This is a genomic window from Streptomyces sp. NPDC091376 (genome assembly GCF_044757085.1).
Taxonomy (GTDB): domain Bacteria; phylum Actinomycetota; class Actinomycetes; order Streptomycetales; family Streptomycetaceae; genus Streptomyces; species Streptomyces pratisoli.
Window position 1 is genome coordinate 1 of record NZ_JBIVUF010000022.1, and the last position, 19680, is coordinate 19680.

Here is a 19680-nt window from a genome sequence, read left to right on the forward strand (position 1 = left end):
ACGGGCGGGTCCGGTCCGCAGGGTGCGACGGGTGCGACGGGTGCGACGGGGGAGACGGGCGGGTCCGGTCCGCAGGGTGCGACGGGTGCGACGGGCGGGTCCGGTCCGCAGGGTGCGACGGGTGCGACGGGTGCGACGGGGGAGATGGGCGGGTCCGGTCCGCAGGGTGCGACGGGGGAGACGGGCGGGTCCGGTCCGCAGGGTGCGACGGGTCCGCAAGGCGCCCAGGGAGATACCGGAACCCTTCCTCCGCCCACGGTAGTGACTGGACCTGCCGTGGGCACGAACGCTGTTTCCACCGCCACCTGCCCTGCTGGCACCTTCGCCACCGGCGGAGGGTTTCGGTGGGTCGTTTTCCCGCCCAATTTCATTGAGGAGGAAGGCTACAGCGTTCCGGTCGGCACGCCTCCTACTGGCTGGCAGGTTCAGAACACCGCTGCGGGAGGCAGCCTCCAGGCGTTCGTAGTTTGCAGATGACCAACTGCAGCGCTGCAGTGGAGTAACTAACTCACCCCTCTTCATCCTTGATAGGTGCAGGTCAGCAAGACATTAACGGCCTTGATGATCTTGCTGATGCGGTTGGTGGAGCAGCGGGCTCGGCGCGTGAGGTGCCAGGACTTCAGCTGGGCGAACGCTCCTTCGCCCAACTGTTTTCGCCGGGTAGTTTTGGCCCCACCCCGCCGAGTTGTTTTGGCCCCACTCTTGAGCCATGTGGGCGAAGGGCTGCGGGTGTTGCGGAAGGAACGGAAAGTTTTGGCCCCACTCTCGATCGGGTGAGGTTTCCCGGGTGGTGTGGGGTGCGGTGAGGTGGGTTGCTGTCAGGCATGGTTGGGGGCTGTAGCGTGTGATTCACGACGCCCGCTCTGCGTGGTTCCCTGACAGGACCGCGAAGGGCGGGCGCCGTGCTTGGCGCCCGCCCTTCGCGGTGGTGCTGAGGGATGGGTCAGGCAGCGGCGGCCTTCCGCTTGGCGGTGGTGCTGGCCAGCCGGAACGACTGGGTGCCGGTCTCGATGATGTGGGCTTCGAAGGTGAGCCGGTCGACGATGGCCTGGCAGAGGCGCTTGTCGGTGAAGGTCTGGTCCCACTCGGTGAACGGTCGGTTCGACGCGATGGCGATCGCGTGTCGTTCCTCGCGCTCGGTGAAGATCTGGAACAGCAACTCGGCGCCGTGACGGTCGAGTTTGACGTAGCCGAGTTCGTCAAGGCAGAGCAGGTCGACCCGCCCGTACTTCTTGATCGTGCGTCCGAGCTGCTTGTCACTGGCAGCTTCGGCCAGCTCGTTCACGAGGTTCGCTGCGGTGGTGTAGCGAACGCGGCCGCCGGCCTCGGCGATGGCTGTGCCCAGGCCGATCAGCAGGTGGGACTTGCCGGTGCCGGAATCGCCGATCAGGCAGAGCGGGTTCCCGGCCTGGACCCATGCGGGCTGTGTGAGGGTGTTGATCACTTCCTGCGGGATGTTCGGGTTCTTCGAGAAGTCGAAATCCTCGATCCGCTTGGGGCGGGGGAAGTTGGCCTCCTTGACCCGGCGGACCTTGCGGCGGGCATCACGGTCCTCGCACTCGCTCTCCAGCAGGTCGGCCAGGAAGTCCGCGTAGGACGCCTGCTCGCGCAGGGCCTGGGCGGCGAACTCGTCCCAGCGTGAACGGATCCCGGACAAGCCCAGTGTCCGGCAGGCCGCGTCGATGGTGTCCGAGGCGTTCGGTCCGCGCTGTGCGGGCAGGCCGAAGGAACCCCACCGCCCCGTGGTCGCAGGGGCGGAGGTGGTGCTCTGCGTCATGCTGAGCCTTTCGGTTGGATAGAGAGCAACTGGCCGTAGGCGGCCAGCGAGGGTTCGGGCCGGGAGTCCGGCGGCAGCGCAGGACGTCGCTGCGGCAGTGAGATGACCTGAGCCGAATCCCCTTCGGGTTCCGCCGGCTGTGCCGTGTCGGGCTCGACTGCGACCGGTGCGGCGGTTTGCGGAGCAATCACGACCGGTGGCGGACCACCTGCCGCGGCGAGAGCCTTGCGGGCCTCGATGGCCACCAGGTCCGGGGCGACTGACCCGGCCTCCAGCACCGCCTTCATGCCCGCGATCACTGCGTCATCGGGCAACAGACGGTGCAGCAGCAGGACCTCGATCAGGGCCCGGGTGCCCTCCGAACGGCCCCGTGACTCAATGGCAGCCGCCCAGAACGCGTCGTGCGTCGCGGTGAACTGGCCGCTCTCGCGGGCCGCGGCCAACCCCGTCGAGTGCTCCAGGGCACCGGGCTTGTGCCGGAGGATCTCCAGGTAGTGATCCAGCAGGTCACGAAAGCCGTAGCGGCCGGCGAGCCGGGGGTGGCGGACCACGATCTGACTGCGGTCGAAGACCCAGACCTCGTCCGCCCGCAGCGAGACACGGACATTGGTGCCGATGAAGCGGGCCGGGACGGAGTACTTGTTCTGCCGGACGGTGATCCGGGAGGTCTTGTCGACCTTCGGCGTCAGCGTCAGCCCGATGTCGAAGTCCTCGAACGGCAGCGGGGCCAGCAGCGGGGCCTCGTAGTCGAAGTCGAAGCCCACCGAGGTCGGCCGGTTGCCGATGTGCCGGACGTCCTCGGCGATCTCGATCTGCTCGATCTTCTCGTTCAGCTCGGCGAGGGTGTCGACCTCGGGAACCGGGACCAGGTGCGAGCGACGGAACCGCCCGCCCTCGTGCTCGACCCCGCCCTTCTCGTGGGCGCCCTCGACTCCGGGGCGGCAGTAGAAGGCGTCGAAGCCGTAGTGCGAACGGAAGGCCACCCACCTTTGCGACTCGACCCGGGAACGGCCGAAGCAGACCTGCGAGACCGCGGGCTTGAGGATGTCGTAACGGATGTGCCGGGTCGGGACGCCGCCCAGGATCCGGAAGGCATCAACGTGCCCCTGCATGAAGGCTTCCTGGCCGGAGGTGGAGAACACCCGATGAACCGCTTTGCCCGAATACGAAAGCCGCAGCGTGAACAACTGGCAGGCCAGCGGCTTGCCGTCGACTCTCACCCAGACCTCGGCGAAGTCGACCTCCGCCTCTTCGCCGGGCCGGTGGAACTGCGGAACCATGCCCTCGGTCAGCATCCGGGCCCGCTCGGTTTCCTCGCGGATCTGTGGCCGGCGCACTCGCAGATAGTCGTTGAGGGTGCTGTAGGAGACGGCGAACCCGTACTCGTCCCGCAGCCGGTCCATGATCCGCTTGTTGGTGTGCCGCTGCTTCGGCGGAGCGGTCAGATCCGCCCGCAGTATCTCGTCGATCCAGCCCTTGCCCTGGTCCAGGACCGACCGACGGCTCTCGATGGGCTTTCGCTCAGGGGGCAAAGCACTGTCCAACGCCTGACGCACCACCCGCCGGTGCACTCCGTAACGCTTGGCCAGGCTTCGGACAGAAGCGTCCTCCAGCCGACGGTCACGACGGATCCGCTCGAACAACTCAACACGCTGCAAAACCCGGCCTCCTGACACGGCCAGCCGACAACCCGCACAGCGTGATCCCGGTCACGAACCCGGGTCAATCCCTCATTACTCCGAACGGGTGTAACCCTCGCGAACGAACCCAGGGCGGGGCCAAAACTTCCCGTTCCTCACCCGGGGCCAGAACTACCCGTTACCCCGGGGCCAATTAAGACCGTCCTAGACAGGCTGGTGTTCGGTGCATGCCCGCTCGGGTCGGATCAGGGGGACCCTGCTGGGCGACTCGAGAATCACCGTCCCAGGAGTAGAGGACAAGCTGTGTCCTCGTTCCTCCGCGTGGCGCAGGGATTCGCAACCGCCGGTCATGGCAGCGTGAAACGCGTGCACATCGATCTGAGCGGCCGGACCGCGATCATCACAGGCTCCTCCCAGGGCATCGGACTCGCCATCGCCGTCGGACTCGCACAGGCCGGCGCCAGAACGGTCCTCACCGGCCGCGACGAGGAACGACTGGCGCAGGCACGGCAGCGGATCACGGACGAGGTACCCGCGGCGCAAGCGATCGCCGTCAGCTGCGACCTGGGCACCGAGGAGGGCGCCGGAGAGCTGCGGACGGAGGTTCCCGAGGCGGACATCCTCGTCAACAACCTCGGCATCTTCGCCCCCGCGGACCCGCTGGAGATCACCGACGAGCAGTGGCGCGCGTACTTCGACACCAATGTGCTGACCGCCGTACGTCTCATCCGCGCTTATCTGCCCGGCATGCGGCAGCGTGGCTGGGGGCGCATCCAGAACATCGCCAGCGACTCGGCGCTCGTGATCCCCGCCGAGATGATCCACTACGGAATGTCGAAGACGGCTCTGCTGGCCGTCTCCCGCGGCTACGCCAAGGCAGCCGCGGGCACGGGCGTGACGGTGAACTCGGTGATCGCCGGCCCCACTCACACCCCGGGCGTCGAGGACTTCGTGTACGACCTCGTCGGGCGCGATCGTTCCTGGGACGAGGCCCAGCGCGAGTTCATGCGCCTGCACCGCCCCCAGTCCCTGCTGGGCCGCCTGATCGAACCGGCGGAGATCGCCCATCTGGTCGTCTACCTCAGCTCGGAGCAGGCCTCCGCCACGACCGGGGCAGCGGTCCGGGTCGACGGGGGATACGTCGACTCGATCGTTCCCTGACCTCCGCTGTTCCCTGACCTCCGCGCGGCGCGTTCCGTCCGGCGGCGGAGCGCCGCTGTCGCGCCGTGGTCACTTCTGCGCCGGGCGGGCCCGTACGTGCATCCGCTCGCCCTGAGCCCCGAACAGGGACAGGAACTCGACGGGGACCTTCCCCGCGTTGGCGAAGCCGTGCGGTGTGCGGGTGTCGAACTCCGCGGCCTCGCCGGCGCCGAGGACGAGGTCGTGTTCGCCGAGAGCCAGCCGCAGCCGGCCGGACAGGACGTACAGCCACTCGTAGCCCTCGTGCACCTTCTGCTCGGGCCGCCCCTCCTCGCCGGCCTTCCGGGCGGGCATGATCAGCTTGTACGCGTGCAGGCCCCCGAGGTAGCGGGTCAACGGCACGAACGTCTGACCGTGCCGGGTGAAGGGGCGCGGGTTGATGCGCGCGTCGCCGCTGGTGGGCGCGCCGACCAGTTCGTCCAGCGGGACACCGTACGCCTTGGCCAGCGGCAGCAGCAGTTCCAGGGTCGGCTTGCGCTGCCCGGACTCCAGACGCGACAGGGTGCTCAGCGAGATCCCGGTCGTCTCGCCGATCTGGGCCAGGGTGCTGCCGCGTGACTGCCGCAGTGCCCGCAACCGCGGTCCCACAGCGGTCAGTACATCCGAGAGTTCGTCGTCAGGCATGCACCCATTGCCACTCCGGCAAATCCGTTTGTCAAGCCGAGCCTCACTTCGCCGGGCGCGGCCCCCGCAGGCGCTTCAGGCGCTTGGATGGTCTCCATGACCGAATCAGCCGAGCAGTTCGACCCCCGCGATCCCTCCGTACGGCAGATGATGCGGACCAATGAGGCCAACTGGGACGCCCGGACACCCGTGCACCTCGCCAGCAGGTTCTACGGAGTGGGCGGCGCGGGCGGGGACGCCGACCCCGACCGCTGGTTCGCCGCCTTCGAATGGGACGACCTCGGTGATCTGACGCGGCGTGACGTGCTGCATCTTCAGTGCCATCTGGGCACGGAGACGCTCTCGTTCGCGCGGCGTGGAGCGCGCACCACGGGCCTCGACATCTCCGGAGCGTCCGTCACCGCGGCCCGGAACCTCGCGGCGGACGCCGGTCTCGACGTCGACTACGTCCGGGCCAATGTCTACGACGCGGCGGACGTGCTCGGCGAGGAACGGCGGTTCGACCTGATCTACACCGGCAAGGGTGCCCTGTGCTACCTGCCGGATCTGGAACGCTGGGCGGCAACCGTCGTCAGGCTGCTGCGGCCCGGCGGTCGGCTGTACCTCGTCGAGTTCCACCCGCTCCTCAACTCCCTCGGACCCAAACCCGCTCCGGGCGAGGGCCCGGAGCTCCTGCTGCGGCACGACTACCTCGGCGGCCGCGGCGCGGTCCGGCGCGACTCCACGTACACGTACACCGACGGCCCCGCCGTGCAGGGCGCGACCGAGAGCTTCGAATGGATGCACGGGCTCGACGAGGTGATCAACGCGCTGACCGGGGCCGGACTCGGCATCACGAGGCTGCGGGAGAGCGACGAACTGCCCTGGCCGCGCTGGCCGCACATGGTGCGCACCCCCGGTGGCTGGTGGCGGCTGCCCGACGGCGCTCCCCGGATCCCGCTGCTGTACGCGCTGCTCGCGCGGCTGTGAGTGGAGGCGAAGGGGTCAGCGCCGCCGCCGCAGGAGTACCGCGATGAGAGCGGCGACGATCCCCGCAACCAGCGCGGCCGCCGCCAGGCGCTTGGCGACCGGAAGACCCGCGGTCCGTACGAGGTCGATCGGCTCGGCGGTCCCGGTGGCACGGGCGGTCGCCTTCGCCGCTCCTCCGGCCGCCGCGGGGGCCGGTGCCTGTGCCCTGGGGGCCTCCGGCCTGGTGGTCTCCGCCCCGGACGTCCCCGCGAGCTTCTCGGACAGACAGTCGGCGAAACGGCCGATGAGTCTGTCGCCGACCTCGGCCATCACCCCGCGGCCGAACTGGGCGGGCCGTCCCGTCACCGTCAGGTCGGTGAGCACCGATACGGCGGTGCCGTCGGCGGCTTCGCCGAGCGTGGCCGTGACGGTGGCTCGTGCCGTGCCCTGGCCGCGTACCTCTTTGCCGCCCGCGGTCAGCACCATCCGGCGCGCCGTCTCGTCCTTCTCGTCGAAGACCGCGGTGCCCCGGTACGTCAGCGTGATGGGGCCCACCTTGACCTTGACCGTGCCGGTGATCGTCTCGCCGTCGTACGCCTCGACGGTCGCGCCGGGCATACAGGGCGCGACGTGTTCGATGTCGAGGAGTGCGCGCCAGGCCTCCTCGACCGGTACGGGGACGGTGAACTCGTGCCGCAGTTCCATGCTCCGCTCCTTCTCACGAGCCGAGGTCCGAGCCGGCGTCCTGGCCGAAGCCCAGGTCGAAGTCCGGGCCGAAGTCCGGGTGGAAGTCCGGGCCCGCGACGGTGTCCTGCCTCATACGGTCGCCGCCCCGGCGGGATGGATCGCCCCGGCCGTCGCCGTCAGCGGAGCGCCGCTCCCGCCCCAGCGCAGCGCGACGATCTCCGCCGCCACCGACACGGCGACCTCTTCCGGGGTACGGGCGCCGAGGTCCAGCCCGACGGGCGAGCGCAGCCGGGCCAGCCGCTGCTCGTCGAGGCCGGCCTCCCGCAGCCGCTTCGCCCGGTCGTCGTGCGTACGACGGCTGCCCATGGCGCCGATGTACGCGGCCGGGCGGCGAAGCGCGAGGTCCAGCAGCGGCACATCGAACTTCGGATCGTGCGTCAGCACGCAGATCACGGTGCGCGCATCCGTCTCGGTCCGGTCCAGATACCGGTGCGGCCAGTCGACCACGACCTCCACGCCCGCGGGGAACCGCTTGGGCGTGGCGAAGACCGGACGGGCGTCGCATACCGTCACCCGGTAGCCGAGGAAGTCACCGATCCGGGCGACGGCGGCCGCGTAGTCGATGGCCCCGAAGACCAGCATCCTCGGCGGCGGGGCGAACGAGTGCAGGAAGACGGAGACCTCGTCCTCGCGGCGCTGCCCCTGGGGCCCGTAGTGCCGAAGCCCGGTCGCACCCTGGGCGAGGCCGCCGCGTGCATCGGCGGTGACCGCCGCGTCCAGGCCGGGCGAGCCCAGCGAACCGGACACCCTGTCCGCCCATACGGCCAGCGCGGCACCGCGCGGCGCCGGTCCGTCGACCACCGTCGCCGCCGTCACCGGACGGTGCCCGGCCACCGAGTCGGCCACCGCGCCGAACACCGTGTCGGTGCCGGGGGACACCGGCCGCACCAGCAGGGTGATCTCCCCGCCGCAGGTCAGCCCGACGGCGAACGCGTCCTCGTCGCTGTAGCCGAAGGTCTGCAACCGTGCCGCGCCGTCGGCGAGGACCTCTTTGGCCAGCTCGAACACCGCGCCTTCCACGCAGCCCCCGGAGACACTTCCCACGACCTCGTCGTCCGGGCCGACGGCCATCGCCGCGCCGGGGCCGCGCGGCGCGCTGCGGCTCACCGAGACGACCGTGGCCAGCCCGAACGGTTCCCCCTCCGCGTACCACCGGCCCAGCGCCGGCAGAATCTCACGCATCCTCGGCTCCTCTCACCACCGCGGCGAGGCGCTCCAGCGCCGCCAGACTGTGCCCCTCGACGAACGCGTCGACGCTCGGCAGGGCCGCCGCCATCCCGGCCGCGAGCGGCGCGTAACCCGGGCGCGCCTTGCGCGGGTTGGCCCACACCACCCGGTGCGCGAGGCGGTGCAGCCGAGGCATCTGGGCCGCCAGCAGCGCCGGATCGCCGCGTTCCCAGCCGTCGGACAGCACCACGACGACGGCACCGCGGGCCATGCCTCGCTGTCCCCACCGGTCGAGGAAGGCGCGCAGCATCTCGCCGAGCCGGGTGCCGCCCCGCCAGTCCGGGACGGCGGCAGCGACGGCCGCCAGCGCGGCGTCCGGGTCGCGGTGGCCCAGCGCACCGGTCACCCGGGTCAGCCGGGTCCCGACCGTGAACACCTCCGTCGAGGCCCGGGCACCCGGGGGACCCCGGTGTGCCGCGGCATGGCCGAAACGCAGCAGCGCGTCCGCGTACGGGGCCATCGAACCGCTCACATCCACCAGCAGCACCAACCGCCGTGGCCGTTCGGTGCGCGCCCGACGCCGCAGCCTGGCCGGTTCGCCGCCGCGGCGCAGCCACTCCCGTACCGTCCGCCGCGCATCCACACCGCCGCGCCGGGCAGGCCGTAGCCGGGCGGAACGCCGCGGCTCGCCGCGCAGCGCGAACGCGGCCAGCAGCCGTCGTACCTGCTCGCGTTCGGCGCCCGTCAGCTCGGCGACGTCACGGTGGCGCAGTACCTCGGTGGAGCTGGCGAGCGCGGCCGCGGTCCCCGTGGGCCCCTCGTCCCGGCCGGGTCCGGCGCGAGCGCGGTCCGCCTCCCGTACGACGAGCCGTGGCACCCAGGGAGCGGGCACCGGACGCAGGCGCCGGCCGGGGCGCGCCGGTAGCCGCCGGTCGAAGTAGGCGGCGAACACCCGGTCGTAGACGTCGAGATCATCCTGGCCGGCGCACAGGGTGAGCCGCCCCGCCCAGTACACGTTCGTGCGCAGTTCCGGCCCGAGGACGTCGAGCGCCCGCAGGAACGTCTGCACCCGGTCGGGACCCGCGCCCAGCCCGGCCGCACGCAGCGCGCGCCCGAACCCCACCAGCACCGCGGGCCCGCCGGCGATCGTCGCCATCGTCCTCACACCCCCGTCCCCGCCGCGCGTGCCGCGAGGACCGAGGACAGATCCAGCGTCCGGGCCCGTTCCGCGTCCTCCCGGTACTTCAGCACCGATCCCAGGGTCGCCACGGCCAACTCGGCGTCCACCTCCGTGGCCCCGAGCGCGTCGAGCGCCTCCGCCCAGTCGATCGTCTCCGCCACCCCGGGCGGCTTCATCAACTCCTCCGCCCGCAGGGCCTGTACGAGCGCGGTGACCTGCTCGGCGAGTCGCGCGGACACTCCTGGCAGACGGCTGCGGACGATCGCCAGTTCCCGGGCGAACGACGGATGGTCGAACCAGTGGTAGAGGCAGCGCCGCTTCAGCGCGTCGTGCACCTCACGGGTCCGGTTCGACGTCAGCACCACCACCGGGGGCGACTCGGCCCGCAGCGTGCCCAGCTCGGGCACGGTGACCGAGTAGTCCGACAACAGCTCCAGCAGAAACGCCTCGAACTCGTCGTCGGCGCGGTCCACCTCGTCGACCAGGAGCACCGACGGTCCCGTCCGCAGGGCTTGCAGGAGTGGCCGCTCGATCAGGAACCGGCGGTCGTACAGCTCGGCCTCCAGCCGCTCCGCATCGGTGATCCCGGCGGCCTCCGCGGCCCGCAGATGCAGCAACTGCCGCGGAAAGTCCCAGTCGTACAGCGCCTGCGAGGCGTCGATCCCCTCATAGCACTGCAACCGGATCAGCGGCGCGCCCAGCAGCTGCGCCAGCGCCCCCGCGAGCGAGGTCTTTCCGACCCCCGCGTCCCCCTCGCAGAACACCGGCCGGTGCAGCGTCAACGCCAGGAAGCAGGCGATGGCCAGCCCCTCGTCCACGAGATAGCCGACGCTCTCCAGCCCTCGCCGGACCTCCTCGGGGCTGCCCGGCCCACCACCGGCGGCTCCGTCCCGCCGCGGCACGCCGCCGGAGGGCCGGCCGAGGGCTGCGCCCGGCCGCGCTCCGTCGTCGCCCGCTTCCCTCGCCGCCGGCCCGGTGGTTCCGCTCATCGGCGCGGCACCCCTCACATCGTCACGCCGATCCGGCGGCGGCCAGGACCGCTCGCCGGGTGAGCACCCGGGCGAGGTGCTCGCGGTACTCGTCCGAGGCCGACAGGTCCGATGTCGGACGGGTGCCGTCGGCCGCCGTCTCCGCGGCCCGTGCCACCTCCTCGGGTCCCTCGGCGCCCGCGAGGGCCGCCTCCGCCGCTGTGGCCCGCAGCGGCGTCGAGCCCATGTTCGTCAGGCCGATCCGTGCCTCGGCGATGCGGTCGCCGTCCGCACGGACGAGGACCGCGACACCCACCGCCGCCCAGCCCTGGGCGACCCGCTGGAACTTCTCGTAGTGGAAGCCCCAGTCGCCGGACTTCGGGATCCGCACCTCCACCACCAGCTCGTCCGGGCTCAGCGCGGTCTGCAGATAGTCGGTGAAGAACTCCCGCGCCGGGATGCTCCGCCTCCCTCGCGGACCCGCGGCGACCAGCTCGCCGTCGAGCGCGAGGACGACCGCAGGCAGATCTGCGGCCGGGTCGGCGTGGGCGAGCGAGCCGCCCAGCGTTCCCCGGTGCCGAACGGCGGGGTCGCCGACCGTCTCGGTCGCCCGTGCGAGCAGCCCGGCGTGCCGGCGCACCAGCGGGTCGGCGATCACGTCGTGATGTGTGGTCATGGCGCCGATGACGAGGGTGTCCCCGTCCTCCCGCACGCCCCGCAGCTCCGCGATCCGCCCCAGGTCCACCAGCAGTTCGGGGAAGGCCAGCCGCAGCCGCAGCATCGTCATCAGACTCTGGCCGCCGGCCAGCACCTTGGCGTCCTCGCCGGCCTCCGCCAGCGCTCGTACCGCCTCGTCGACCGACTCGGGCCGCGTGTAGTCGAAGGCCGCCGGGATCATGCCATCCCCTCCTCGCTCGGGGCGGGCGCCTGGCCGGTCGTGGGTACGTCGCCCTCCGGACGCGCAAGGCCCGGCGCGGTATGTCCACCCGCCGCACGCGCCTGCCGGACGGCCCGCCAGACCCGTTCCGGAGTGCACGGCATGGGCACGTTGGTGACGCCCAGCGGCCGCAGGGCGTCGACGATCGCGTTCACCACGGCCGGCGTCGACGCGATCGTCCCGGCCTCACCCACGCCCTTGACGCCGAGCGGATTGGTCGTGGCGGGCGTCTCGGTGCGCTCCGTGGTGAACTCGGGCAGGTCCATCGCCGACGGCACGAGGTAGTCCGCCATCGTCCCGGACACCAGATTGCCGTCGGCGTCGTACACGGCTTCCTCGTACAGTGCCTGGGCGATGCCCTGAGCCAGACCGCCGTGCACCTGCCCCTCGACGATCGTCGGGTTGATCACCCGGCCCACGTCGTCGACGCAGACGTAGGAACGGATACGTGTCTCCCCGGTCTCCGTGTCGACCTCGACGGCGCACAGATGGGTTCCGTGGGGGTACGAGAAGTTGTCCGGGTCGACCAGGTGCTCGGCGTTGATCGTCGGCTCCATGCCGTCGGGCAGGTCGTGCGAGGAGAACGTCTCGAAGGCGATCTCCTGGATCGTGCGCCGCGCGTCGGGCGAGCCCTTCACGGAGAACACGCCGTCCGTGAAGTCCAGATCGCTTTCGCTCGCCTCCAGCAGATGCGCGGCGACCCTTCTGGCCTTCTCGACCACCTTCTGGGCCGCCGTGTGCACCGCCACACCGCCGACGACCAGGGAACGCGACCCGTAGGTGTCCATGCCCTGCGGCACCGCGCGCGTGTCGCCGTGCACCACCTCGACGTCCTCGAACGGCACCCCGAGGACGTCCGCCGCGATCTGGCTCCAGCACGTCACATGCCCCTGCCCGTGCGGGCTCGTTCCGGTGACCACCTCGACCTTTCCGGTCGGCAGCATGCGGATGCTCGCGGTCTCCCAGCCGCCGGCCGCGTACCGCAGGTCCCTCAGCACCCGGCTCGGCGCGATGCCGCACATCTCCGTGTACGTCGACACGCCGATGCCGAGCCGTACCGGGTCGTCGCGGCGCAGCCGTTCCTGCTGCTCGGCCCGCAAACCGTCGTAGCCGAACAGCGCGAGCGCCTTGTCGGTCGCCGCCTCGTAGTTGCCGCTGTCGTAGGTGAGTCCGGCGATCGACGTGTACGGGAACTCGTCGTGGCCGATCCAGTTGCGGCGGCGCAGTTCCAGCGGGTCCATGCCCAGCTCAGCCGCCAGCTCGTCCATGATCCGCTCGATCGCGAACGTCGCCTCGGGCCGGCCGGCGCCCCGGTAGGCGTCGGTGGGGGTACGGGTGGTGAAGACGCCGGTGCAGGTGAATGCGTAGGCATCCATCTTGTAGATCGCCGGGTACATGAACGCGCCGAGCAGCGGAGTCCCCGGCGTGATCAGCATCAGGTACGCGCCCATGTCCGCGAGGAGGTCGACCTTCAGGCCGAGGAGCTTGCCGTCCCGTGTCGCGGCGACCTCGATGTCCTGGATCTGGCCGCGGCCGTGATGGGTGGCCAGATAGCCCTCGGAGCGGGACTCGGTCCACTTCACCGGGCGTCCCAGCTTGCGCGCGACGGCCAGTGCCACGGCCTCCTCCGCGTACACCTGCAGCTTGGAGCCGAAGCCGCCGCCGACGTCCGGGGCGATCACCCGGAGCTTCTGCTCGGGGATGCCGGTGACCATCGACATCAGGATGCGGACGATGTGGGGGATCTGCGTCGCCGAATAGAGGGTGTACTCGCCGGATGAGGCGATCGGGGTCACGACGACGGCGCGCGGCTCCATCGCGTTGGGGATCAGCCGCTGCTGGAGGAAGCGCCGGCGTACCACGACGTCGGCCCGCTCCCGTACGGAGCCGTAGTCCTCGCCGGTCCTCAGCGGCCAGACGTAGCACTTGTTGGTGCCCTTGTCCGCGTGGACCAGCGGGGCCCCTTCGGCGAGGGCGTCCTCCAGATCGAGGACCGGGTCCAGCGGTGTGTAGTCGACCTCCACCGCCTCCAGCGCGTCGGCCGCCGCGTACCGGTCGCGGGCGACCACGACGGCCACCGCGTCCCCGGCGTAGCGGACCTCGTCGACGGCGACCGGCGGATGATCCGGCATCACGATGTCCTCGGTGACCGGCCACACGCACGGCATGGACGCCAGTCCGTCCGCGAGGTCACGACCGCTGTAGGCGGCGACCACCCCGGGCCGCTGCCGTGCCGGTGCGACGTCCACCCGGTCGATGCGCGCGTGCGCCATGGGGCTGCGCAGCACGGCCATGTGCAGCATCCCGGGCACGCTGATGTTGTCGGTCCACGTCGTCTGCCCGGTGACGAGGTGGGCGTCCTCCTTGCGCGCGCGGGCCCGGCCCACCTCCCGCTCGCGTGTACCGTCCGTCGGCTGCGCGGTCATGCCGTGGCCTCCTGTTGCGCCTGTTCCGCGCCGGCGGCTGCGAGCACGGCCTCGACGATGTTCTGGTAGCCCGTGCACCGGCAGAGATTGCCCTCCAGCGCGTGGCGCACCTCGTGGGGAGTGGGGTGCGGGTTCTCCTTGAGCAGATCCCTGGCGGCCATGATCATCCCCGGGGTGCAGTAGCCGCACTGGAGCGCGTGCTTCTCGTGGAAGGCCTTCTGGAGCGGATCGAGTTCCCCGTTGCCCGGGCCCAGCCCCTGGACGGTGGTCACCTCGCAGCCGTCGGCCTGTACGGCGAGCACCGAGCAGCTCTTCACGCTCTGCCCGTCGAGCTCGACGGTGCAGGCGCCGCAGTTGCCGGTGTCGCAGCCGATGGGGGTTCCGGTCAGGCCCAGGCGGTCCCGCAGATAGTGGACCAGCAGCAGCCGCGGCTCCACGTCGTCCTCGTAGGCGACGCCGTCCACGGTCACCGAGATGCGGTTCATGAGCCCTCCGAGGTGCCCGTGCAGCGCCCGGGCAGGGGATACCGACCAGTTTTGTCTGATATGCCCAACTCTAGATCCGGGCAACATGCCCCGCGACCCCGTCGCTTGCGGGCCATGTCGCGTCCCCGGCCCGGTCGCGGGCTCAGCACTCGCCCTCGACGCTCGTCCTCGGGCTGGTCCTCGGCCTCCGTCGTGGGCCCGGGCCTCAGCCCGCGGCCCCACGCACCGCCGTGAGCACGCCGACCCGGTCGATACGGTGCTCGGGATTGCTCCGGTCGTCGCGCCAGAAGTTGCCGGCCGCGTTGTCCTCCGGTGTGGCGCACGTGGAGATCGTGATCATCGCCTGTGTCGGACGCTTCCCCGGGGAGCCGGGCACCGCCGCCCGCTGCTCGGCGAGGGACCGGGCGGAGCGGAAGGACGTCTTCCTGCTCTCGGTGATCCGGTACTCGTAGACCTTGCCGCCGTACGTCACCAGGACCGCATCGCCGACCCGGACGGACGGCAGGTCGCGCAGCGGGCCGCCGGCGGACAGGCGATGGCCGGTCACGAGGTAGTTCCCGATCTCCCCGGGGCCGACGCCGCCCTGCTCGCCGTAGGGGCTGGCGGCCACGCCGCGGTTCTGGATCCGGGTGCCGGGCCAGTCGTCGGTCGTTCCCTCGTACGGGACGACGCGCAGGTCATCGACGCCGATCGACGGGATGTCGACGGAGGCGGGTCCCGTGCTGCCGGCGGTTTCGCGGGGCGCCGGCTTCGCGGTGGTCTCGCGGAGCGCCGCACTCGGAGTGGTCGCCACGGGTGCGGGCGCCGGCTCGACGGCCGCCGTCACCGCCGGTGCGGTGACGGCAGGCGCTGCGGGCTTGTCGGAGGAGCCGGACGCGGGGGAGCAGCCGGCCAGCAGGACGGCCAGGGCGACGGCCGGTCCGGTGAGGGCGGCGGTGAGGGCGGCACGGGAACGGTGCATGGGCGCTCGGATCCGTAGCGGGGACGCATCGGGCCACGGCCCGCCGGGCCATGGCCATCTCCACGAAGGTAACCGATCGCGTGTTCCCATGCCGTCCGCCCGCACCGGGTCAGTCGACGGGCCAGGTGTGGGCGGGCGCGTTGAGGTGCATGAAGGCGATGTACTGCTGTGTCATCCGCCGCAGCGCCTCATGGTGGGTGACGTGCGCGGTGCCGTCGATGTGATGGAACATCTCCGCCTGCCACACGGCGCCGTTACGGCCCGTGACACATCGCTGCTCGATGATCCCCAGCAGCGGCTCCCGCCACGCCGCGTCCATGCCGGACTGCTCCAGCCCTCGGTGGGCCAGCGGCAGCAGGCGGCGCAGCACGAGCTCGGCGACGGGCACCTCGCCCATGCCGGGCCAGTACAGCCGCGCGTCGATCCCGTGCCGCGCCGCGGTGTGCAGATTCTCCTCCGCGGCCGAGAACGACATCCGCGACCAGACCGGGCGCTCCTCCTCGACCAGGGCGCGGGTCAGCCCGTAGTAGAAGGCACCGTTCGCCAGGACGTCGGCGACCGTGGGGCCGGCCGGCAGCACCCGGTTCTCGACCCGCAGGTGCGGCTTGTCGTGGGCGACGGCGTACACGGGCCGGTTCCAGCGGTAGATCGTGCCGTTGTGCAGCGTGAGTTCGCCCAGCTGCGGGATGTCGCCGCCCTCCAGGGTCTCCACCGGGTCCTCCTCCTCGCACAGCGGCAGCAGCGCGGGGAAGTACCGCACGTTCTCCTCGAAGAGATCGAAGACGCTGTTGATCCAGCGCTCGCCGAACCAGACCCGCGGCCGCACCCCCTGCACCTTGATCTCCTGGGGGCGGGTGTCGGTGGCCTGCTCGAAGAGCGGGATGCGGGTCTCGCGCCACAGCTCCTTGCCGAACAGGAAGGGCGAGTTCGCGGCGAGGGCGACCTGCACGCCGGCGATGGCCTGTGCCGCGTTCCAGTAGCCCGCGAAGTCCTCCGGCGAGACCTGCAGATGGAACTGGGTGCTGGTGCAGGCCGCCTCGGGGGTGATGGTGTCCGCGTACGTCCGCAGCCGGTCCACGCCGTCCACCGAGATCCGCAGATCCTCGCCCCGGGCGGCGAACACCTGCTCGTTCAGCAGCCGGTAGCGCGGATTCTCCGACAGTGCGCTCTCACCCACGTCCTTCTGCCGCAGCGTCGGCAGTATCCCGATCATCGCCAGGTGCGCCCCCACCTCCGCGGCCCGGTCCTCGGCGTGGTTGAGCGCGTCCCTGATCTCCTGCTCCCAGTCGTCGGGCCCTCCGGCCGTCAGCCTTCGCGGCGGGATGTTGATCTCCAGATTGAACCGGCCCAGCTCGCTCGACCAGGCCGGATCCGCGATCGCCTCGAGCACGTCGCTGCTGCGCATCGCCGGCTCCCCCGTGCCGTCCACGAGGTTCAGCTCGATCTCCAGGCCGACTTGGGGCCGTTCCGACTCGAAGCGTGCCTCGCGCAGCATCAGCGCGAAGGTGTCGAGGCACTGCTGCATCTTGTTCCGGTACCGACGGCGGTCGTCACGGGTGAACACGAGCGCCGGGACGTCTCGACCCATCGGCCCTCCTGGGGTTTCTCGGGCCCGCACCTCTACACAGGGTCCCACTCCGTGGCGTGACCGACCAGCGAGGTGCCGACGAGGGGCGCCGCGCGGGCAGGTGGCGGCGCGGCTGTTACACGGCGTCGCGGCCGCTCGTGGTCGGCGGGTGGGGTGGCGCGGGGGGTGGCGTGGACGGGGGCAACCGCTTGTTGTTGATGCTTGTACGGGTCGCTGTAGCACGCAGGTGATTCGTGCGTGGGTGCTCGCACGGTCCGTGGCCCATGCAGCGGAGAGTTACGGAAATATCCGCATTTCGTAACAGGGGTGGTGTGTGTGCTTATGGGTGGATTCGCCAGGTCAAGGTGTGTGTCCTCGGCACCGGCCGAGAGCATGTTCCGCTCGGCGGCCCGATGCAGGGCCGCCGAGCACCGAAGTGAGAGGGCATCTTCATGTCTGCTTCTCGTAACGCCCGTCGTCTCGTTGCGGCGATCCTGGCGTCCGGCGCGATGGTCGGCGCGATGGCTCTGCCTGCCTCCGCGGACAACGGGCACGACCGCCACGGCCGTGATGACCGCAACAGCCGTCATCACGACGACCGCGACCGCCGCGACGGCCGTGGTGACCGCGACGGCCGTGGTGACCGCGACCGCCGGGACGACCGCGACCGCCGTCACCACGACGACCGGCGTTCGTCCGTCGGCATCAGCCAGGTCCAGCACAACGGCGCCGGCCGGGACTTCCGCTCGAACCGCAGCCTGAACGCGGAGTGGGTCGAGGTGACGAACACCGGCCGCCGGGCGGTCGACCTCGACGGCTGGACCCTGACCGACCGCGACGGCAACCGGTACCGCTTCGACGATCTGCGCCTCGCCGGCCGCTCCAGCGTCCGGGTCCACACCGGCCAGGGCCGCGACACCCGCCGCGACGTCTACCAGGACCGCCGCCGCCACATCTGGGACAGCCGCGACACCGCCACCCTGCGCGACGCCCGGGGCCGCGTCGTCGACACGGAGTCCTGGGGCCGCGGACGCCGCTAGTCCGTCTCCGGCAAAGGGGCCGGGCGGTGACCGCGCCGGCGTGAGGGCGTGGTCACCGCCGTATCACCTCCCGTACCCCGCTCGGTCCTTCCACCCGTCCGGTTCCCGACAGGTGGACGGACCGAGCGGCTTCCGCCGTGGTGGGCGACAGATCGCGGTACGGCACATGCGGGGCCCCGCAGTGCCGCCTCCCACGCGGCGGTCGCCGCGCAGGGGCCGACGACCCCGTCCAGATCTCCGATGCCGCGGCGGGTCGCGGCGTCGCGCTCGGCCAGGGATTCACCGCGGTACGAGGCGGGCCCGGTCCTTCCGACCTGGGGTGCGAGCCCTCGATGCAAGCCGCCACGGGCGCGGGCCGTCAACTCATTTCCCGCCGCGTCAGCCGGCAGTGCGTGCCTGTCCGGCCGTCCCGCCGCCGCCGCTGTCGATGCCGCCGTTCGGCCGGGGCTCGGCGAACGGCACCACGTCCTGCCGGCAGGTGGCACCCACCGGAGGAAGGACGCCGTCGACGAAGTACCGGCTCTCGTACGCGTCGACGCAGAGGCTCGGGTTGACGAGCGACGAGTGTCCGTAGCCGTCGACCGTCAGCAGGCGGGCGTCGGCGAGGCGGCGGGTCATCGCGAGCGCGCCCCGGTAGGGCGTCGCCGGGTCGTACCGGGTGTTGACCACGAGGACCGGGTGGGCCGTCGGGCGGTTCCACGGTCCGGTGTAGGAGTCGGCGGCGGTCACCGGCCAGGTGGCGCACGGTTCACTCGCCCAGGCCACGGCACGTCCGAGGTCACCCGCCCGGGCACGGCTGAACTCCTCCAGGGCGGGGTAGCGCAGCGGGTCGCGCGGGTTGGGGCTCTCGGCGCATCGCACCGCCTCGATCTGTTCGTAACCCGGGTACGTCAGGGGACCGTCCGCGGACGGCGATTCCTCCGGGGCCCGCCACTGCCACAGATCCTGCAGCGTGGCGGCCATGGCGGACCACTGCGGATCGACGGCATAGAGGTTACTGAGCAGCGTGGTGACGGTCCTGGCGTACGTCCAGGTGCCCTGGGCACGCTGCTCGAGGCGCCGCATGAGCTGCTCGAACTTGATGCGCGTCGCCTCCGGGCCGCCGGCGGAGAAGGCACAGTGGTCGACCGTGGCGCGACCGCACAGGGCGAGGAACTGCTTCAGGGTCGCGGCCGAACCCAGGTCGACCTCGTCGCGCAGGAACGTGGACAGGCGCGGCTCCGTCCTCGCGCCGGAGTTCACCCAGCCGACGGGGTCGATGTTGCCGTCCAGGACCATGGCGCGGACCTTGGCGGGAAAGAGGTTGGCGTACACGGCGCCCAGGAACGACCCGTAGGACACCCCGAGGTAGTTGAGCTGCCGGTCGCCCACCGCCTGGCGGAGCCGGTCCAGATCACGGGCCGTGTCGGTGGTCGAGACGTGCCGCAGCAGCTGCGGATCACGCTGTTCGCAGCGCCGGCCCAGGTCGGCGTACGCCGTGATCCAGGTCTGTTGTTCCTGCTCGCCCACGGGGAAGCCGGAGGGTAGGCGCTGCTGCCAGTCGACGGCCTCCTCCGGAGTGCCGAAACAGCGGACGGCCGTGCTCGCGCCCACGCCGCGAGGGTCCCAGCTGACGACGTCGAAGCGCTGCCGAACCTGCTCGGGGAACAGGTCGTACCACACGGGCAGTGCCTCGGTGCCCGCTCCGCCGGGGCCGCCGGGGTTGAAGAAGACGGTGCCGATGCGCGTTCCGGGGCCGGTCGCCTTGCGCTTGACGACCGCCAGCTCGATGGTGCGCCCGGCGGGTTCGCGGTGATCCAGCGGCACCTTCGCGGTCGCGCATTCGAAGTCGGCCGCCTCCGGGCAAGGGCTCCACTCCAGCGGGGCGGCGGGACTCGACGGGGCCGTCCCGTCCGCCGGTCCGGGGCGTGGAGCGGGCCCCGGACCGGTGAGTACGGTCGTGAGGATCACGGCTGCCGCGGTGGCCGCGGCGTAGCGCCCGCGGCCCGGTGTGGAACCAGGTATGTGCATGCT

The 19680-nt window shown here is 71.3% G+C and carries 16 protein-coding genes; 3 read left to right on the forward strand and 13 right to left on the reverse strand.

Annotated features, from left to right (window positions below):
* Positions 1 to 943 precede the first annotated feature (943 nt).
* Positions 944 to 1777 carry an IS21-like element helper ATPase IstB gene (istB, locus tag ACIQMR_RS32885; protein WP_401395152.1) on the reverse strand — a complete coding sequence of 278 codons (834 nt, stop codon included), beginning with the start codon at positions 1775 to 1777 and terminating at the stop codon, positions 944 to 946.
* Positions 1774 to 3453 carry an IS21 family transposase gene (gene istA, locus ACIQMR_RS32890; protein WP_401395155.1) on the reverse strand — a complete coding sequence of 560 codons (1680 nt, stop codon included), beginning with the start codon at positions 3451 to 3453 and terminating at the stop codon, positions 1774 to 1776. Before istA ends, istB begins: the two co-directional genes overlap by 4 nt.
* Positions 3454 to 3783: 330 nt before the next feature.
* On the opposite strand from istA, the gene ACIQMR_RS32895 reads away from it, so the two are divergent.
* Positions 3784 to 4578, forward strand: a complete 795-nt coding sequence (locus tag ACIQMR_RS32895; RefSeq protein ID WP_401395158.1) for an SDR family NAD(P)-dependent oxidoreductase — start codon at positions 3784 to 3786, stop codon at positions 4576 to 4578.
* Between the two features lie 69 nt (positions 4579 to 4647).
* Here the strand turns inward: ACIQMR_RS32895 and ACIQMR_RS32900 are convergent, their stop codons facing one another.
* A complete protein-coding gene (locus ACIQMR_RS32900; RefSeq protein WP_401395161.1) occupies positions 4648 to 5241 on the reverse strand; it encodes a helix-turn-helix domain-containing protein in 594 nt (197 codons plus the stop codon).
* A 96-nt stretch (positions 5242 to 5337) separates the two neighbouring features.
* Between ACIQMR_RS32900 and ACIQMR_RS32905 the strand changes: the two genes are divergently transcribed.
* Positions 5338 to 6210, forward strand: a complete 873-nt coding sequence (locus ACIQMR_RS32905; RefSeq protein WP_401395164.1) for a class I SAM-dependent methyltransferase — start codon at positions 5338 to 5340, stop codon at positions 6208 to 6210.
* Positions 6211 to 6225: 15 nt separating this feature from the next.
* On the opposite strand, the gene ACIQMR_RS32910 is transcribed toward ACIQMR_RS32905, so the two are convergent.
* The 9 genes from ACIQMR_RS32910 to ACIQMR_RS32950 all read right to left on the reverse strand — a co-directional run bounded on the left by ACIQMR_RS32910 (position 6226) and on the right by ACIQMR_RS32950 (position 16648).
* Positions 6226 to 6894 carry an SRPBCC family protein gene (locus ACIQMR_RS32910; protein WP_401395167.1) on the reverse strand — a complete coding sequence of 223 codons (669 nt, stop codon included), beginning with the start codon at positions 6892 to 6894 and terminating at the stop codon, positions 6226 to 6228.
* 111 nt (positions 6895 to 7005) lie between these two features.
* A complete protein-coding gene (locus ACIQMR_RS32915; RefSeq protein ID WP_401395169.1) occupies positions 7006 to 8118 on the reverse strand; it encodes an XdhC family protein in 1113 nt (370 codons plus the stop codon).
* Positions 8111 to 9259, reverse strand: a complete 1149-nt coding sequence (locus ACIQMR_RS32920; protein WP_401395172.1) for a VWA domain-containing protein — start codon at positions 9257 to 9259, stop codon at positions 8111 to 8113. The genes ACIQMR_RS32915 and ACIQMR_RS32920 overlap by 8 nt, the downstream gene beginning before the upstream one ends.
* 5 nt (positions 9260 to 9264) lie before the next feature.
* The gene (locus tag ACIQMR_RS32925) at positions 9265 to 10272 is read right to left on the reverse strand and encodes an AAA family ATPase (protein WP_401395175.1); all 1008 of its coding nucleotides are present in this window, start codon (positions 10270 to 10272) and stop codon (positions 9265 to 9267) included.
* A gap of 22 nt (positions 10273 to 10294) precedes the next feature.
* Positions 10295 to 11149, reverse strand: a complete 855-nt coding sequence (locus ACIQMR_RS32930; RefSeq protein ID WP_401395178.1) for an FAD binding domain-containing protein — start codon at positions 11147 to 11149, stop codon at positions 10295 to 10297.
* A complete protein-coding gene (locus ACIQMR_RS32935; RefSeq protein ID WP_401395181.1) occupies positions 11146 to 13614 on the reverse strand; it encodes a xanthine dehydrogenase family protein molybdopterin-binding subunit in 2469 nt (822 codons plus the stop codon). The genes ACIQMR_RS32930 and ACIQMR_RS32935 overlap by 4 nt, the downstream gene beginning before the upstream one ends.
* A complete protein-coding gene (locus ACIQMR_RS32940; RefSeq protein ID WP_401395184.1) occupies positions 13611 to 14099 on the reverse strand; it encodes a (2Fe-2S)-binding protein in 489 nt (162 codons plus the stop codon). The genes ACIQMR_RS32935 and ACIQMR_RS32940 overlap by 4 nt, the downstream gene beginning before the upstream one ends.
* A 205-nt stretch (positions 14100 to 14304) precedes the next feature.
* Positions 14305 to 15060, reverse strand: a complete 756-nt coding sequence (locus ACIQMR_RS32945) for a class E sortase (protein WP_401395187.1) — start codon at positions 15058 to 15060, stop codon at positions 14305 to 14307.
* A gap of 109 nt (positions 15061 to 15169) precedes the next feature.
* Positions 15170 to 16648, reverse strand: coding sequence for a glutamate-cysteine ligase family protein (locus ACIQMR_RS32950; RefSeq protein WP_401395190.1), 1479 nt, complete (start codon positions 16646 to 16648; stop codon positions 15170 to 15172).
* A gap of 431 nt (positions 16649 to 17079) precedes the next feature.
* On the opposite strand from ACIQMR_RS32950, the gene ACIQMR_RS32955 reads away from it, so the two are divergent.
* The gene (locus ACIQMR_RS32955) at positions 17080 to 17667 is read left to right on the forward strand and encodes a lamin tail domain-containing protein (protein ID WP_401395193.1); all 588 of its coding nucleotides are present in this window, start codon (positions 17080 to 17082) and stop codon (positions 17665 to 17667) included.
* A gap of 378 nt (positions 17668 to 18045) precedes the next feature.
* Here ACIQMR_RS32955 and ACIQMR_RS32960 read toward each other — a convergent pair whose 3' ends face one another.
* A complete protein-coding gene (locus ACIQMR_RS32960; RefSeq protein WP_401395196.1) occupies positions 18046 to 19677 on the reverse strand; it encodes an alpha/beta hydrolase in 1632 nt (543 codons plus the stop codon).
* Positions 19678 to 19680 lie beyond the last annotated feature (3 nt).

Excerpts from the sequence above, each read along its gene's own strand:
- istB (WP_401395152.1), bottom strand. The coding sequence starts at position 1,777 with ATGACGCAGAGCACCACCTCCGCCCCTGCGACCACGGGGCGGTGGGGT.
- ACIQMR_RS32900 (WP_401395161.1), bottom strand. The coding sequence starts at position 5,241 with ATGCCTGACGACGAACTCTCGGATGTACTGACCGCTGTGGGACCGCGG.
- ACIQMR_RS32905 (WP_401395164.1), top strand. The coding sequence starts at position 5,338 with ATGACCGAATCAGCCGAGCAGTTCGACCCCCGCGATCCCTCCGTACGG.
- ACIQMR_RS32910 (WP_401395167.1), bottom strand. The coding sequence starts at position 6,894 with ATGGAACTGCGGCACGAGTTCACCGTCCCCGTACCGGTCGAGGAGGCC.
- ACIQMR_RS32915 (WP_401395169.1), bottom strand. The coding sequence starts at position 8,118 with ATGCGTGAGATTCTGCCGGCGCTGGGCCGGTGGTACGCGGAGGGGGAA.
- ACIQMR_RS32920 (WP_401395172.1), bottom strand. The coding sequence starts at position 9,259 with ATGGCGACGATCGCCGGCGGGCCCGCGGTGCTGGTGGGGTTCGGGCGC.
- ACIQMR_RS32925 (WP_401395175.1), bottom strand. The coding sequence starts at position 10,272 with ATGAGCGGAACCACCGGGCCGGCGGCGAGGGAAGCGGGCGACGACGGA.
- ACIQMR_RS32930 (WP_401395178.1), bottom strand. The coding sequence starts at position 11,149 with ATGATCCCGGCGGCCTTCGACTACACGCGGCCCGAGTCGGTCGACGAG.
- ACIQMR_RS32935 (WP_401395181.1), bottom strand. The coding sequence starts at position 13,614 with ATGACCGCGCAGCCGACGGACGGTACACGCGAGCGGGAGGTGGGCCGG.
- ACIQMR_RS32940 (WP_401395184.1), bottom strand. The coding sequence starts at position 14,099 with ATGAACCGCATCTCGGTGACCGTGGACGGCGTCGCCTACGAGGACGAC.
- ACIQMR_RS32945 (WP_401395187.1), bottom strand. The coding sequence starts at position 15,060 with ATGCACCGTTCCCGTGCCGCCCTCACCGCCGCCCTCACCGGACCGGCC.
- ACIQMR_RS32950 (WP_401395190.1), bottom strand. The coding sequence starts at position 16,648 with ATGGGTCGAGACGTCCCGGCGCTCGTGTTCACCCGTGACGACCGCCGT.
- ACIQMR_RS32955 (WP_401395193.1), top strand. The coding sequence starts at position 17,080 with ATGTCTGCTTCTCGTAACGCCCGTCGTCTCGTTGCGGCGATCCTGGCG.
- ACIQMR_RS32960 (WP_401395196.1), bottom strand. The coding sequence starts at position 19,677 with ATGCACATACCTGGTTCCACACCGGGCCGCGGGCGCTACGCCGCGGCC.